The 14,850-nt window shown below is 69.7% G+C and carries 12 protein-coding genes and 1 tRNA gene; 7 read left to right on the plus strand and 6 right to left on the minus strand.

Annotated features, from left to right (window positions below; all coding sequences use genetic code 11):
* Nucleotides 1-146: 146 nt before the first annotated feature.
* From O9K63_RS00545 to O9K63_RS00565, 5 genes are all read right to left on the minus strand, one after another.
* A complete protein-coding gene (locus O9K63_RS00545) occupies nt 147-806 on the minus strand; it encodes a GDSL-type esterase/lipase family protein (RefSeq protein ID WP_277239808.1) in 660 nt (219 codons plus the stop codon).
* Between the two features lie 50 nt (nt 807-856).
* Nucleotides 857-1,042, minus strand: a complete 186-nt coding sequence (locus tag O9K63_RS00550; protein ID WP_277239811.1) for a DUF6104 family protein — start codon at nt 1,040-1,042, stop codon at nt 857-859.
* 1 nt (nt 1,043) lies between these two features.
* On the minus strand, nt 1,044-4,913 hold the full coding sequence (locus O9K63_RS00555; RefSeq protein WP_277239813.1) for a multifunctional oxoglutarate decarboxylase/oxoglutarate dehydrogenase thiamine pyrophosphate-binding subunit/dihydrolipoyllysine-residue succinyltransferase subunit: 3,870 nt from the start codon (nt 4,911-4,913) through the stop codon (nt 1,044-1,046).
* A gap of 158 nt (nt 4,914-5,071) precedes the next feature.
* A complete protein-coding gene (locus O9K63_RS00560) occupies nt 5,072-5,872 on the minus strand; it encodes an ABC transporter permease (protein WP_277239815.1) in 801 nt (266 codons plus the stop codon).
* The gene (locus O9K63_RS00565) at nt 5,872-6,855 is read right to left on the minus strand and encodes an ABC transporter ATP-binding protein (RefSeq protein WP_277239817.1); all 984 of its coding nucleotides are present in this window, start codon (nt 6,853-6,855) and stop codon (nt 5,872-5,874) included. Before O9K63_RS00565 ends, O9K63_RS00560 begins: the two co-directional genes overlap by 1 nt.
* A 167-nt stretch (nt 6,856-7,022) precedes the next feature.
* Here O9K63_RS00565 and O9K63_RS00570 point away from each other — a divergent pair, with 167 nt between their 5' ends.
* The 6 genes from O9K63_RS00570 to O9K63_RS00595 all read left to right on the plus strand — a co-directional run bounded on the left by O9K63_RS00570 (nt 7,023) and on the right by O9K63_RS00595 (nt 12,873).
* Nucleotides 7,023-8,336: a hemolysin family protein gene (locus tag O9K63_RS00570; protein ID WP_277239819.1), complete on the plus strand. Its 1,314-nt coding sequence runs from the start codon at nt 7,023-7,025 to the stop codon at nt 8,334-8,336.
* Nucleotides 8,333-9,364 (plus strand): hemolysin family protein, encoded by a 1,032-nt coding sequence (locus O9K63_RS00575; RefSeq protein ID WP_277239821.1) that lies wholly within the window; start codon nt 8,333-8,335, stop codon nt 9,362-9,364. Before O9K63_RS00570 ends, O9K63_RS00575 begins: the two co-directional genes overlap by 4 nt.
* Before the next feature lie 189 nt (nt 9,365-9,553).
* The gene (locus tag O9K63_RS00580) at nt 9,554-10,498 is read left to right on the plus strand and encodes a hypothetical protein (RefSeq protein WP_277239823.1); all 945 of its coding nucleotides are present in this window, start codon (nt 9,554-9,556) and stop codon (nt 10,496-10,498) included.
* Between the two features lie 96 nt (nt 10,499-10,594).
* A complete protein-coding gene (locus O9K63_RS00585) occupies nt 10,595-12,151 on the plus strand; it encodes a sodium-dependent transporter (RefSeq protein WP_277239825.1) in 1,557 nt (518 codons plus the stop codon).
* The gene (locus O9K63_RS00590) at nt 12,148-12,291 is read left to right on the plus strand and encodes a methionine/alanine import family NSS transporter small subunit (protein ID WP_277239828.1); all 144 of its coding nucleotides are present in this window, start codon (nt 12,148-12,150) and stop codon (nt 12,289-12,291) included. The genes O9K63_RS00585 and O9K63_RS00590 overlap by 4 nt, the downstream gene beginning before the upstream one ends.
* A gap of 90 nt (nt 12,292-12,381) precedes the next feature.
* The gene (locus O9K63_RS00595; RefSeq protein ID WP_277239830.1) at nt 12,382-12,873 is read left to right on the plus strand and encodes a Gmad2 immunoglobulin-like domain-containing protein; all 492 of its coding nucleotides are present in this window, start codon (nt 12,382-12,384) and stop codon (nt 12,871-12,873) included.
* A 158-nt stretch (nt 12,874-13,031) separates the two neighbouring features.
* On the opposite strand, the gene O9K63_RS00600 is transcribed toward O9K63_RS00595, so the two are convergent.
* Nucleotides 13,032-13,104: transfer RNA gene (locus tag O9K63_RS00600), tRNA-Arg, on the minus strand.
* A 98-nt stretch (nt 13,105-13,202) separates the two neighbouring features.
* Here O9K63_RS00600 and argS point away from each other — a divergent pair.
* Entirely contained in the window at nt 13,203-14,846 is a 1,644-nt protein-coding gene (argS, locus tag O9K63_RS00605; RefSeq protein WP_277239832.1) for an arginine--tRNA ligase, read from the plus strand.
* Nucleotides 14,847-14,850: the final 4 nt, after the last annotated feature.

Below are 14,850 nucleotides of genomic sequence, written 5' to 3' on the forward strand. Positions count from 1 at the left end.
TCAGGCATGTCCCTTCAAATCACAAGCGTTCGAGGACGCGCGAATACATCGAACCAGCATCAAGGGGACCCAGCATCAAGGGGGCCCGGCGTCAAGGGGGCCCGGCGTCAAGGGGGGCCCCAGCGACAAGGTGACCCGGTGAGGGCTCAGGAGAGCCAGTCGCCCCATCCGTGGTGGAGCACGAGCCACGCGATGAGGCCGTAGCCCGCCTGGCCGGGGTGCACGCCGTCGGCGGAGGCGGCGAGGTCCGCCTCCCACTGGTCGTGACCGACGAGGGGGGTGAAGGTGTCGACGAACATCACGCCACGGCGGTCGCAGACGTCGCGCTGGGCGTCGACGAGCTGGCGGAGGGCCTCGTTGGTCTCGGGGTCGGCGGTGGGCGGGGGCCCGACGACGAAGGTCCCGACACCCTGGCTGGCGGCCTCGTCCAGCACGTTGGCCAGGTTGAGCCGGTGCCGGGCGATCGAGGTGCCCGCGGCGACGTCGGCGTGGCCGACCTGCACCACGAGCCGACGCTCGGTGGCGTCACGGAAGCGCAGGGTGCCCTCGGACTGCCAGCGCTGGGAGACCCCGCCGGAGGTCTCCCCGCGCAGACCGAGGTTGTAGTGGGCCAGCACGGCATCGGCGAGGGTGGTGCGGGCGAGAACCCGCCCCGTCCACCCGAGGGCCTTCTCGTCACCGATCCCGGCGACGAAGGAGTCGCCGATGAAGACCAACGAGACATCCCGTCGCCCCTCGTCGGAAGAGAAGCTCGCGCTGGGGGTGAACTCGTTGCCGGCTGCGTCCGTCATCGGGGTGCCGCTCACGTCGGGGGTACTCCTGGGGGTGGTGGTGCGGTCAGGGACTACCGCAGACGTTACTCGTCGTCGAGGTCGTCGTCGTCGAGGCGTGCCAGCCAGGAGGCAAGTCGATCGACGGGAGTCTCGAACTCGGGGTTGAGATCGACGAAGTGGCGGAGCTGGTCACTCACCCACTCGAGAGTGACCAGCTCCTCACCACGACGATCCGCGAGCTCCTCGATACCGCGGTCGGTGAAGTACACGTCAGCGGTCGAAGGCCTCGCGCAGGATCTCTCCCTGCTCGACCTTGTGCTTCTTGGCCGTGCCGGCCGCGGGGGAGGCGCTCGCCGGGCGGGCGATCACCCGCAGCGGGCGCTCCTCGCCGTGCTCGGCGAGGTCGCCCGGCAGGTTGAGCGCGAGGAAGGGCCAGCCGCCCATGTTCTCCGGCTCCTCCTGCACGACGACGAGCTCGGCCTTCGGGTACTTCGCCAGCTCACGGGCCAGCTCCTCGCCCGGCAGCGGGTAGTAGCGCTCGAGGCGCACGATCGCCGTCTGCTCGTCCTTGCGCTCGGCGCGCTCCTCCTCGAGGTCGTAGATGACCTTGCCGGAGGCGATGAGCACGCGGGTGACCTGGTCGCCCGTCGGGGCGTCCTTCGTGTCCGGCAGCACCGGGCGGAAGCCGCCGCTGGTGAAGTCCTCCGGGCTGCTCGCCGCCGCACGCAGCCGCAGCATCGACTTCGGGGTGAAGACGACGAGCGGACGACGCGGGCGGTGGTAGGCCTGACGACGCAGCAGGTGGAAGTAGCTCGCCGGCGTCGACGGGAAGGCGACCGTCATGTTCTCCTCGGCGCACATCTGCAGGAAGCGCTCGATGCGTGCGGAGGAGTGGTCCGGCCCCTGGCCCTCGTAGCCGTGCGGCAGCAGGAGGACGACCGAGGAGTTCTGGCCCCACTTCTGCTCCGAGGAGGAGATGAATTCGTCGATGACGACCGCGGCGCCGTTGACGAAGTCGCCGAACTGCGCCTCCCACAGCACGAGTGCGTCCGGACGCTCGACGGAGTAGCCGTACTCGAAGCCCACCGCGGCGAACTCCGACAGCAGCGAGTCGTAGACCCAGAAGCGGGCCTGGCCGCCGCCGATGTAGTTCAGCGGTGTCCACTCCTCGGCGGTCACCTTGTCGATGAGGACCGCGTGCCGCTGCACGAAGGTGCCGCGGCGCGTGTCCTGGCCGGTCAGGCGCACCGGGGTGCCGTCCATGAGCAGGGAGCCGAGGGCCAGCATCTCGCCGGTGCCCCAGTCGATGCCGCCCTCGGTGACCGAGGCGGCCCGCTTCTCCATGGCCTTCTGCAGCTTGTTGTGGATCGTGAAGTCCTCCGGCGGCGAGGCGAACAGGCCGGCGATGTGCTTCAGGTCGGCCATGTCGACGCCGGTCTCCGTCGCGGAGCGCTTGGTGTCGTCGGTCGTCTGCGAGGCCGGACGCTCCAGGCCCGCGTTGTCCGACCCACCGGGCTCGTCGGGGGAGTCGGGGGTGTTCTTCAGCGCCTCCTTGGTCTCCGCGAAGACCCGCTCGAGCTGGGCCTGGTAGTCGCGCAGCGCGTCGTCGGCCTCCTCCGGCGTGATGTCGTTGCGACCGATCAGCGCCTCGGTGTACAGCTTGCGCACCGAGCGCTTGTTCTCGATGAGCTTGTACATCAGCGGCTGGGTCATCGAGGGGTCGTCGCCCTCGTTGTGGCCACGACGGCGGTAGCACACGACGTCGATGACGACGTCCTTGTGGAACTTCTGCCGGAACTCGAAGGCGAGCTCGGCGACCCGCACGCAGGCCTCCGGGTCGTCGCCGTTGACGTGGAAGATCGGCGCCTGGATCATCCGCGCGACGTCGGTGGAGTACCACGACGAGCGGCTGGCCGAGGGGGCGGTGGTGAAGCCGACCTGGTTGTTGACGATCACGTGGATGGTGCCACCGGTGCGGTAGCCGCGCAGCTGGCTCTGCTGCAGCGTCTCCGCGACGACACCCTGGCCGGCGAAGGCCGCGTCACCGTGCATGAGGATCGGCAGCACCGGGAAGTCCTCGCCGGCGTGGTTGAGCCGGTCCTGCTTGGCGCGGGTGATGCCCTCGAGCACCGGGTTGACCGCCTCCAGGTGGCTCGGGTTGGCGGCGAGGTAGACCTTGGTCTTCGAGCCGTCCTCCCCGGTGAACTCGCCCTCGGTGCCGAGGTGGTACTTCACGTCACCGGAGCCCTGCACGGACTTCGGGTCCAGCTTGCCCTCGAACTCACGGAAGATCTGCCCGTAGGACTTGCCGGCGAGGTTGGCCAGGACGTTCAGGCGGCCACGGTGGGGCATACCGATGCAGACCTCGTTGATGCCCTCCGCGGCGGAGCGGGACATGATCCGGTCGAGGACCGCGATGACCGACTCGCCACCCTCGAGGGAGAAGCGCTTCTGCCCGACGAACTTCGTCTGCAGGAAGGTCTCGAAGGCCTCGGCGGCGTTGAGGCGGCGCAGGATGCGCAGCTGCTCGTCGCTCGTCGCCTTCTTGTAGCCGACCTCGAGGCGCTCCTGCATCCAGGCACGCTGGCCGGGGTCCTGGATGTGCATGTACTCGACGCCGGTGGTGCGGCAGTACGAGTCACGCAGGATGCCCAGGATCTTGCGCAGCTTGAGGAAGGGCTCGCCGCCGAAGCCGCCGGTGGCGAAGTGGCGCTCGAGGTCCCACAGCGTCAGCCCGTGGCTGGTGATGTCGAGGTCGTCGTGGTGGCGCTGCTTGTACTCCAGCGGGTCGATGTCGGCCATGAGGTGGCCGCGGACCCGGTAGGAGTGGATCAGCTCCTGCACGCGGGCGACCTTGTTGATGTCGTCGTCGTGCGTCGCGGAGATGTCCTGCACCCAGCGCACCGGCTGGTACGGGATGCGCAGGCTCGCGAAGATGTCGTCGTAGAAGCCGTCCTTGCCGAGCAGGTACTCGTGCATCAGACGCAGGAACTCACCCGACTGCGCGCCCTGGATGACGCGGTGGTCGTAGGTGGAGGTGAGGGTGAGCAGCTTCGAGACCGCGTTGCGGTTGATGGTCTCGGCGCTCGCGCCCTGCCACTCGGCGGGGTAGTCGAGGGCGCCGACGCCGATGATGGCGCTCTGGCCCTTCATCAGGCGCGGGATGGAGTGCACGGTGCCGATGCCGCCGGGGTTGGTCAGCGAGATGGTCGTGCCGGAGAAGTCGTCGAGGGTCAGCTTGCCGCCGCGGGCCTTCTTGACGACCTCCTCGTACGCACGCCAGAACTCGGTGAAGTTCATCCGGTCGGCGCGCTTGATCGAGGGGACCATCAGCTGGCGGCTGCCGTCGCTCTTCTCCAGGTCGATGGCGATGCCCAGGCCGATGTGGCCCGGCTCCACGACGACCGGCTTGCCCTTCTCGTCCGTGTCGTAGTGCACGTTCATCGAGGGGATGCGCGTGAGTGCCTTGACCATCGCGTAGCCGATGATGTGGGTGAAGGAGACCTTGCCACCGCGGCTGCGCTTGAGGTGGTTGTTGATGACGATGCGGTTGTCGATGAGCAGCTTCGCCGGGACCGCGCGCACGCTCGTCGCGACGGGGACCTCGATGGACTCCTCCATGTTGGAGACCACGCGTGCCGCGACACCGCGAAGGGGGGAGCGCTCCTCCTCCGGGACCTCCGCCTTGTCGTCCGAGGAGTCGTCCTTCGTCGGGGAGGGCTTCTCGGCCGTCCTGACCTCGGCCTCGGCCTTCTTGGCCTCGGTCTTCTTCGGCTCGCTCTTCTTCTGCTCCGGCTTGGACTCGGCCTTCTTCGACTCGGGCTTGGACTCGGCCTTCTTCGGCTCGGGCTTGGCCTCCGCCTTCTTCGGCTCGGACTCCGCCTTCTTCGGCTCGGCCTTCTTCTGCTCAGGCTTGGGCTCGTCCTTCGCCGGCTCGGACTCAGAGGAGGGGGCCGCCCCCTTCGCCGTCGTCCCGTTGCCACTACCACCCTCGTCGGGCTCGTAGTTCTCGAAGAACTCCCACCACGCCTCGTCGACGTTGTTGCGGTCCTGCTTGAACTGCTCGTACAGCTCGTCGACCAGCCACTCGTTGGGGCCGAAGTCGTTCAGGGAAACAGAGCCATCCTGGGGGTCAGGCACGGCGCATACGCCTCTTTCATCACAGTTGCGAACCGGGGCCCGAAGTCACCGCGGACCCCTACTGTGATCAAGCCTAACGTGAGCAACGCCATGGGCGGTCGGGCGGCCACAATGTGTCTCGATCCGATCGACCGACGGCCCGTGGCCACGACGAGCGGTCAGCTGATGTCGGCACGCACCGTGCGCCACGAGCCGATGCCGGCGAGCACCACGGCGTACCCGGCGAGCACGAGCGCACCGGCCCACCACTGCAGCTGGGCGGCCTCGCCGGTGGGGCCACCGGTGACGCCGCCGACCATCGCCTGGGTCGCCGCCGACGGCAGGTACTGGGCCACGTCCTGCCCCCAGTCCCAGAAGGTGAACGCGAAGCCGACCAGCGGCTCGACGATCCACGCCACGCCGACGGAGATGAGCAGTGCCGCGACCTGGTTGGGGATGAGGATCCCGGCGCCCAGGCCGATGAGCGCCCACAGGCCCAGCACGAGCAGGCTCAGTGCCAGCGTGCGGCCCACGCTCGCGGAGGGGAAGACCTCGGCGCCGCGGGCACTGAGCACGGCGGCGCCCACGCCCACCGAGCCGGCGAGCGAGACGAGGCCGTACATGGCGCCGATGACCAGCAGGGAGAGGACCTTCGCACCCATGACGACGGAGCGCTTCGGCACGGCGAGGAAGGTGGAGGTGATCGTCTTGTGCCGGTACTCGCTGCCGATCTGCATGACGCCGACGGCCAGGGTGAGCAGGTAGGCCACGCCCAGCCCGGCGGTGTAGACCGACTTGGCGACCTCCTCGGGACTGCCGCCGAACTGCTGCCCGGGCGGGGCGCCGGTCTGGTCCATCGTCATCAGGAAGCCGAAGAGCGCCGCGAAGCCCGCGCTGACGACGAAGACGGCGATGGCCATGCCCCACCACATCCGGGTGGTGAAGTACTTGCGGAACTCGGCTCGGATCGCGCCCGGCATCAGCGGTCCCCTTCCTGACCGGCGGCCGCGACCGGTGTCATCGGCTCGGCGTGCTCGCCGGAGGCCTCCACCGACGAGCCGAGGTTGCGGTTGGTGCCCTCGGTGAGGGAGAAGAAGAGCTGCTCGAGGTCGGCCGCCTGGGACCGCAGCTCGTGGACCGGGACCCCGGCGCGCAGCGCCACGTCGCCGATGAGGCGCAGGTCGTCGGTGTCGGCGAGAACCTCGCCCTCGGGCCCGAGCGCTGCGGTGACGTCGGCGACACGCAGCGCACCGAGGAGGGTCTCGGCGTCGGTCGTGCGCACGAGCGAGCTGGCCGCGCCGCGCAGGTCACCGACCGTCCCCTCCCGCACGAGCCGGCCGTTGCTGATGATGATGACCTCGTCGACGGTCTGCTCCACCTCCTGCAGCAGGTGGCTGGAGATGAGGATCGTGCGTCCTTCCTGCGCGAGGTGGCGCAGGAAGCCGCGCAGCCACCGGATGCCCTCGGGGTCGAGGCCGTTGGCCGGCTCGTCGAGGACGAGCAGGCGCGGGTCGCCGAGCAGGGCGGCCGCCAGGCCGAGGCGCTGGCGCATGCCCATGCTGTAGCCGCCGGCGCGCTTGCGGGCGGCCGCGGGGATGCCGGTGAGCTCGAGCAGCTCGTCGACCCGGGAGTCGGGGACGCCTGCGGGCGCGGCGAGGACGCGCAGGTGGTCGCGGCCGGTGCGGCCGGGGTGGAAGTTGGTCGCCTCGAGCGCGGAGCCGACGTGGGTCATCGGCCGGTCGAGCCGGATGTAGTCCTGCCCGTCGATCGTGGCCGAGCCCGAGGTGGGGTGGATCAGGCCGAGCAGCATCCGCAGGCTGGTCGTCTTGCCGGCGCCGTTGGGGCCGAGGAAGCCGGTGATCCGCCCCGGCTCGACGGTGAAGCTCAGGTCGTCCACGGCGGTGAAGTCGCCGAATCTCTTGGTGAGGTTGCGTACCTCGACGCGTGCGCCGGTCACAGTCATGTGTGTGGGTCCCCTGTCGCTGTGGTGTCCGGCCCATGCAACCACTGGGGGAGGTGTGCCCCCAAGCGACATTCCGAAGGGGGTGGACCCGGGTCGTCCCGCCCCGTCCGCCCGGAAGGTCGTCATCGTCCCGTCACGGAGCGCGGTGACCGTAGAATCCCGACATCATGACCATCGGTCTCCTCGTCCTCGCCCTCGTCCTGACCCTGGGCACAGCGCTCTTCGTGGCCGCCGAGTTCTCGCTCGTCGCTCTGGACCGTCCGGCCGTCCAGCGGGCCGTCGACGCCGGTGACGCCCGGGCGCGACCGGTGCTCGGCTCCCTTCGCCGCCTGTCGACGCTGCTGTCCGCCTGCCAGGTGGGGATCACCGTCACCACGCTGGCCCTGGGTTACATCGCCAACCCGGCGATCGGGTCGCTCATCTCTCCCGGGCTGGAGGCGCTGGGCATGTCCGAGGCGGCCGCGTCGCGCAGTGCCGGCGGTCTCGCCCTGCTGATCGCCACCGTCTTCTCGATGATCCTCGGCGAGATGGTCCCCAAGACGCTCGCCGTCTCCGCGCCGCTCGGGACCGCCAAGGTCGTCGCCGTGCCGATGCGTGTCGTCGGCGTCATCTTCAAGCCGGCGATCGTCGTGCTCAACGGCTCCGCGAACTGGGTGCTCCACCGCATGGGCGTCGAGCCGCAGGAGGAGCTGTCCGCCGCGCGCAGCCCCGCCGAGCTCGCCTCCCTCGTGCGCACCTCCGTCGAGGCGGGCACCCTCGACTACGGGACCGGCCGGCTCGTCGCGCGCTCGTTGGGCTTCGGCGAGCAGACCGCCGCCGACGTGATGACCCCGCGCAACCGCGCCAGCTCCATCGACCGCACCGCCACCGCCGAGGAGCTCGTCGCGCTCGCGCGCCGCACCGGGCACTCCCGATTCCCCGTCACCGCCGGCGACGACTGGGACGACATCGACGGTGTCGTCCACGTCAAGAAGGGCATCGCCGTCCCGCACGACCGACGCGAGTCCGTCCCCGTCTCCGCGCTGATGATCGACGCCGTGCTCGTGCCGGAGACGCTGCGCCTGGACCCGCTGCTGATGCAGCTGCGCGAGGCCGGCCTGCAGATGGGTGTCGTCGTCGACGAGTACGGCGGGACCGCGGGGCTGGTGACGCTGGAGGACCTCGTCGAGGAGATCGTCGGGGAGGTCCACGACGAGCACGACCGCGTGCAGACCACCGGCCGCTCGCACGGGGACGGCAACTGGACCGTCCCGGGGCTCTGGCGCCCGGACGAGGTGCACGACCGGATCGGTGCGCCGGTGCCCGACGGGGCCTCGTACGAGACCGTCGGCGGCTGGGTCATGGCCGAGCTCGGACGCGTGCCCGAGGTCGGGGACGTCGTGCGGATCGACGGCTGGGAGGTGACCGTGGCCGACATGGACAACCACCGGGTGGACCGGCTGCGGTTCGTCCTGCGGGTCGAGGACGAGGGGTCGGCATGACCACCGTCGTCATCACGGCCGCGCTGCTGCTGGCCAATGCCTTCTTCGTCGGCGCGGAGTTCGCCGCGATGGCCGCCCGCCGCAGCCAGCTCGAGCCGCTGGCCGACGAGGGCAACAAGCGGGCCGCCGTGGCCGTCGAGGCCATGCAGCACACCGGGGTCCTGCTCGCGACCTGCCAGCTGGGGATCACGATCTGCTCGGTGCTCCTGGGCGCGATCTCCGAGGCGGCGCTGCACCACGCGCTGCACCCGGTCATGGTCAGCGCCGGCGTGCCGGACGCCTTCACCGACGCCACCTCGCTCGTGCTGGCCATCCTCATCGTGGTCTACCTGCACGTCGTCGTCGGCGAGATGGTCCCCAAGAACCTCGCCATCGCGGGGCCGGAGCGCTCCGCGATGTGGCTCGTGCCGCCGCTGATGTGGGTGATGAAGGTCGCCAAGCCGGTCATCCTCGGGATGGACTGGGTGTCGAAGGCCTTCGTCCGGGCGATGGGCATCGACCCCAAGGACGAGGTGGGTGCTGCCTTCACCGCCGAGGAGGTCCAGCACATCGTCGCCGAGTCCCACAAGGAGGGGCTCGTCGAGGCGCACAAGTACGGCCTCGTCGGTGCGGCGCTGGAGTTCTCCGACAAGGACGCCGTCGACGTGGCCATCGTCCCCGACGCGCTGGTCACCGTCGAGCCCGGGGCCACGCCCGACGACATCGAGCGGCTCGTGGCCAAGCACGGCTTCTCGCGCTACCCGGTCGCCGGAGTCGGGGGAGACCTCACCGGCTACCTCCACCTGAAGGACGTGCTCTACGCCGACGAGCAGGAGCGCAGCCAGGCCGTCCCGACCAAGCGCCTGCGCCGCATGGCCACGGTCCGCCCGGACGACGAGGTCGAGGACGTGCTGCGGACGATGCAGCGCACCGGCACCCACGTCGCCCGTGTCGTCGGCGACGACGGTCGCGTCAGCGGTGTGGTCTTCCTCGAGGACGTCATCGAGGAGCTCGTCGGTGAGGTGACCGACTCGACCCAGCGCGGCTGACCCCCTTCGTCCGGGCGTGTCTCTCGCGAGTCCCACGATTATCGGGTGACCCGAGAATCTGGGGACTCCACCCCCACAGGTGGTCACTTGGTGCGTCATGGAGCGGGTTTTGTCGCACGAAGTGACCACCTGGCCCAGGGTGTGGAGAACTTCGCGGGGTGGACGCCCACCCCGGGCACGCTGGTGGGCGTGGCGCGACCCCTGAACTTCCCGGAACCCTTCCACGAGGGCACCTTCCCGGTGCGCGAGGCGCGAGATGAGGTCCCGAGCGGCAGCCTGCGAACCCTGGCCAATCCGTACCGAGGGGTGCGCTGCCACGACGCCCCGGAGACCGTCGTCGAGCGGTTCGGGGCGCTGCGTCTGGTGTGCCCCGGCGACCTCGCACTGTCGCACTGCTCCGCGGCCGAGGTGCTCAACCTGCCGCTTCCACGGGAGTGCGAGCACGATGCCGTGCACGTCATGGGTAGGGGCGCACGGATTCGGCGGCGAGGGGTGGTCGGCCACCGCGGACTCGACCGGCGCGAGGTGATGACCGTCCGTGGAGTTCGGGTGACCGGGCCGGCGGACACCTGGCTGGACCTGGCTCCCTTCGTCGGCCTGGAGGACCTCGTCGTCATCGGTGACGCCGTGGCGAAGCGACTGGGCGGTACCGACCCGCTGCGCGCGCTGCTGGGCCGTCGCGTCCCGGGGGTGCGCCGGGCCCGCGAGGCGCTGGAGTGGATCCGGGTCGGGGGGCGCTCGCCGATGGAGACGCGCTCACGCGTGCTCTTCGTGCGCGTCGGGCTGCCCGAGCCCGAGCTGAATGTCGACATCAGCGACCCCGACGGCGGCTGGCTGGCGACGGGGGACCTCGTGTGGCGCGAGGCGAAGGTCGTGGGGGAGTACCAGGGCGCGGACCACTTCGGTGACTACGAGCGTGGGGATGACGACATCGTCCGGCGACGACTCGTGGAGGCGGCGGGATGGACCTACGTCGACTTCACCAAGGACGACTACTTCCGGCGCCCACGGCGACTGGTCCTGGTGCGTCGGCTGGCCGACGAGCTCGGCTGCACGCTCGACCCCGGCGGGCTCCAGGCGATCTCCCGGTGGGCCGGACTGCCCGGAGGGCCGCTGCGTCCCTGTGGCGGATGACCGGGCGCCAGGGGACAAACACGCGCGTGCCACCATTCCCTCTGTCCTCCGCGGGGGGCATGCTGGAGGTACGTGAAACAGGAGGAGGAACACGACATGTCGACCACCAAGGCTCCGGTCGCGCGACGAGAAGGCTTCTCGACGCGCCGGGTCTTCATCTTCGCCGCGATCGGCTCCGCCGTCGGTCTGGGCAACATCTGGCGATTCCCGTACGTGGCGTACGAGGGTGGTGGTGGCGCCTTCGTCATCCCGTACCTCGTCGCGCTGCTGCTCGCGGGGATCCCGATGCTCTACCTGGACTACTCGATCGGGCACAAGTTCCGCGGGTCCGCTCCGCTGTCGTTGCGGCGGCTGCACCGCGGCGCCGAGTGGCTCGGGTGGTGGCAGACGCTCATCTGCATCGTCATCGCGATCTACTACGCGGCCATCCTCGCGTGGGCGGTGAAGTACACGATCCTCTCCTTCAACAAGGGATGGGGGGACGACCCGGAGGCCTACCTCTTCGGCACCTACCTGCAGGCCGCCGAGACGCCCGGCCCGACGCTGGACTTCGTCCCCGGCATCCTGCTGACGATGATCATCATGTGGGCCATCATCATCGGGGTGCTCGCGCTCGGGGTGCAGACCGGTATCGGACGGCTCGCGCTGATCTTCATCCCGATCCTCGTCGTGGCCTTCCTCGCCCTCGTGGTCTTCGCGCTGACGCTCGACGGTGCCGGCCAGGGCCTCAACGCGTTCTTCACGCCCGACTGGGCGGCGCTGGGGGACACCGGCGTGTGGATCTCGGCGGTCGGACAGATCTTCTTCAGCCTGTCCGTCGGCTTCGGCATCATGATCACCTACGCCAGCTACGTCAGCCGCAGGACCGACATGACCGGCTCCGGTGCGGTCGTGGCCTTCTCCAACTCCGGCTTCGAGCTGCTGGCCGGCATCGGTGTCTTCGCGGCGCTCGGCTTCATGGCGCAGGCCGCGGGGAGCTCGGTCAGCGAGGTCGTCTCCAGCGGTATCGGGCTGGCCTTCGTCGCCTTCCCCGCGATCATCAACGAGGCCCCGGCCGGCGCGCTGCTCGGCGTGCTGTTCTACGGCTCGCTCGTCCTCGCCGGGCTGACCTCGATGATCTCCATCGTCGAGGTCGTCATCGGCGCGGTCCGCGACAAGATCGGGATCTCCCGCAGGGCGGCGACCTTCGTCGTCGGGGTCCCGATGGCGGCCCTGAGCACCGTGATGTTCTCGACCACCGGGGGGCTGTACCTGCTCGACACCATGGACGCCTTCGTCAACTCCTTCGGCATCGTGGTCGTCGCGGCCGTGATGATGCTCGCCATCGCCTTCGTCTTCCGGAAGCTGCCGGTGCTGCGCGAACACATGGACCGCATCGGCTCGATCAAGCTCAAGGGCTGGTGGCCGGTGCTCATCGCAGTCGTCGTCCCGGTCCTGCTGGTCGTCATCGTGTGGCAGGAGCTGCAGGCGAAGATCGCCGAGCCGTACGGCGGCTACCCGGCCGAGCTGCTCAACGTCTTCGGCTGGGGCATGGCCATCGCCCTGCCGATCATCGCGATCGTCCTGTCGCTGGTCCCGTGGCGTGGGGACGTCGACCTCGAGAATGCACCCGAGGAAGCTGCTGAGCTCGTCGATGGAGGTGAGAAGGCATGACCACGACGGCAATCATCATGATGATCATCGCGATGCTGACCATCTGGGGTGGGCTCGTGCTCGCGATCATCAACCTGGGCAAGCGCGGCGACGTCGCCCCTGAGGACGTCCGCGGCGCAGAGGTCCACCGCGACCTCTGACCCGCGCGCTGGCACCGCGGTCGGCCCCTGTCCGGAAGGGGTCGACCGCGGTACCTTTTTGTGGGGGGAACAGTCACTACGGGGGGAATCATGAGCATCGAGATCCAGCAACCGCAGCCGCACGACATCGTCGGGGACACCGTGATGATCGCCGGCACCGCCGGGGGAGCCTTCGAGGCGAACTTCAACTACCGCGTCACCGAGGGGCACGACGAGGTCACGGGGCACTTCATGGCCGGCGACGGGATCGGGGGGCACGGCCAGTTCCAGGTCACGGTCGACGTGTCCTCCGCCGCCTTCACCCTGCACACCGCGTTCGTCGAGGTCTTCCACGTCTCCGCGCGGGACGCGGCCGAGCTGGACACCCGGGTGGTGCCGGTCATCCTCGGTCGGTTGCTCGTGCCGGGGTACCGCACCTACCTGGAGCACGTCGTCAGCTCGGGCGAGACGCTGTGGAGCATCGCGCAGACGCACTACGGCAACGGCAGCCTCTACCACCGGCTCGTGCACGCCAACCCCGCCATCACCAACCCCAACCTCATCAGCGTGGGTGACCTGATCCGGGTGCCGCGGACCCTGTGAGTCCCTGCGGGGCGCGAAGGGGGGCCGCGGCCCCGCCCGAACCGCATCCCGTGGTCTCTCGCGGACCTCAGCAAGAGAAACCCCGGGTTCGCACGAGTAAGTAACTCGTGCGAACCCGGGGTTCATCGGGTCACCCGATAAACGTGTGACCCATGGGGCGCCCCCGGCAGGATTCGAACCTGCGGCCCCTGGTACCGGAAACCAGTGCTCTATCCCCTGAGCTACGGAGGCAGTGGGTGATGCCGGATGAGATTAACACCAGCGCGCGCTGTCCCGAGAATCGATCCGCCGCGACAGGGCGTGCGCCCCCGGACCTAGACTGAGCGACCGTGACCCCCGAAGAGCTCTCTGCAGCGATCCGCGCCGCCCTCTCCGCCACCGTCGAAGCCGGCGACCTGTCCGTCGAGATACCGACCGAGATCCGCGTGGAGCGACCCAAGCAGAAGAAGCACGGCGACTGGACGACCAACATCGCCCTGCAGCTCGCCAAGCCCGCGGGGATGAAGCCGCGCGACGTGGCCACCCTCCTGGCCGACCGCCTGCGCGAGGCCGAGGGCGTCTCCGCGGTCGAGATCGCCGGCCCCGGCTTCCTCAACATCACCCTCGAGACCGCCTCGGCCGCCGCGCTCGCGCGCTCCATCGTCGAGGCCGGCACGGCCTACGGCCACAACGAGGCGATGGTCGGGCACACGGTCAACGTCGAGTTCATCTCCGCCAACCCGACCGGCCCCCTCCACATCGGCCACACGCGCTGGGCCGCGCTCGGCGACTCGATGCGTCGGCTGCTCGTCGCCTCGGGCGCCGACGTCACCGCCGAGTACTACATCAACGACGCGGGCGCGCAGATGAACACCTTCGGTGCCTCCGTCCTCGCGAGGGCGAAGGGGGAGCCCACCCCCGAGGGTGGCTACCCCGGCCCGTACGTCGACGACCTGGCGGCCACCGCCCTTCGCCTGCGTCCCGACCTGCTCGACCTGCCGCACGACGAGGCGCTCGCCGTGGCCCGCCAGATCGGCTACGAGACCCAGCTCGGGGACATCCGGGCCACGCTGGTGGACTTCGGCGTGGAGTTCGACGTGTGGTTCTCGGAGAAGAGCCTCCACGAGGGCGGTGCGGTCGACGCCGCGATCGAGCGACTGCGCGAGCAGGGGCACGTCGACGACCGGGACGGTGCGGTGTGGCTGCGCACGACCGACTTCGGCGACGACAAGGACCGTGTCATGGTCCGCTCCGACGGGGTGCCGACCTACTTCGCCGCCGACGCTGCCTACTACCTGAGCAAGAAGGACCGCGGTTTCCCGGAGAAGATCTACCTCCTGGGCGCCGACCACCACGGCTACGTCAGCCGCCTGAAGGCCATCGCCGCCTGCGCGGGGGACGACCCCGACCGCAACATCGAGATCCGCATCGGCCAGCTGGTCAACCTCGGCGGCGCCAAGCTGTCCAAGCGCGCCGGCAACATCATCGAGCTGCGCGACCTCATCTCCTGGATCGGCACCGACGCCGTGCGCTACTCGCTCGGGCGCTACCCCGCGGACTCGCCGCTGAACCTCGACGGCGAGGAACTGCGCAAGCAGACCAACGACAACCCGGTCTTCTACGTCCAGTACGCCCACGCGCGCACCTTCAACGTCGCGCGCCTGGCCGCCGAGGACGGCGTCGAGCGCGACGCGGGCTTCGACCCGAGCCTGCTGTCGCACCCGACCGAGGCGGCGCTGCTGGCCGCTCTCGGTGACTTCCCGCGGGTCGTCGCCCACGCCGCCCAGCTGCGCGAGCCGCACCGCGTCGCCCGCTACCTCGAGGGGCTGGCCACCCACTTCCACAAGTGGTACGACACCTGTCGCGTGCGCCCGCACCGCGACGAGGAGATCACCGACACCCACCGCACGCGCCTGTGGCTCAACGACGCCACCCGCCAGGTGCTGGCCAACGGGCTCGACCTGCTCGGCGTCTCGGCGCCCGAGCGGATGTGAGGCG

It is taken from the genome of Janibacter cremeus (genome assembly GCF_029395675.1).
Taxonomy (GTDB): Bacteria; Actinomycetota; Actinomycetes; order Actinomycetales; family Dermatophilaceae; genus Janibacter; species Janibacter cremeus_A.

Bases quoted from the DNA above. Each gene is read 5' to 3' on its own strand.
- O9K63_RS00560 (WP_277239815.1), bottom strand. From the start codon at position 5,872: ATGCCGGGCGCGATCCGAGCCGAGTTCCGCAAGTACTTCACCACCCGG.
- O9K63_RS00565 (WP_277239817.1), bottom strand. From the start codon at position 6,855: ATGACTGTGACCGGCGCACGCGTCGAGGTACGCAACCTCACCAAGAGA.
- O9K63_RS00570 (WP_277239819.1), top strand. From the start codon at position 7,023: ATGACCATCGGTCTCCTCGTCCTCGCCCTCGTCCTGACCCTGGGCACA.
- O9K63_RS00575 (WP_277239821.1), top strand. From the start codon at position 8,333: ATGACCACCGTCGTCATCACGGCCGCGCTGCTGCTGGCCAATGCCTTC.
- O9K63_RS00585 (WP_277239825.1), top strand. From the start codon at position 10,595: ATGTCGACCACCAAGGCTCCGGTCGCGCGACGAGAAGGCTTCTCGACG.
- O9K63_RS00590 (WP_277239828.1), top strand. From the start codon at position 12,148: ATGACCACGACGGCAATCATCATGATGATCATCGCGATGCTGACCATC.
- O9K63_RS00595 (WP_277239830.1), top strand. From the start codon at position 12,382: ATGAGCATCGAGATCCAGCAACCGCAGCCGCACGACATCGTCGGGGAC.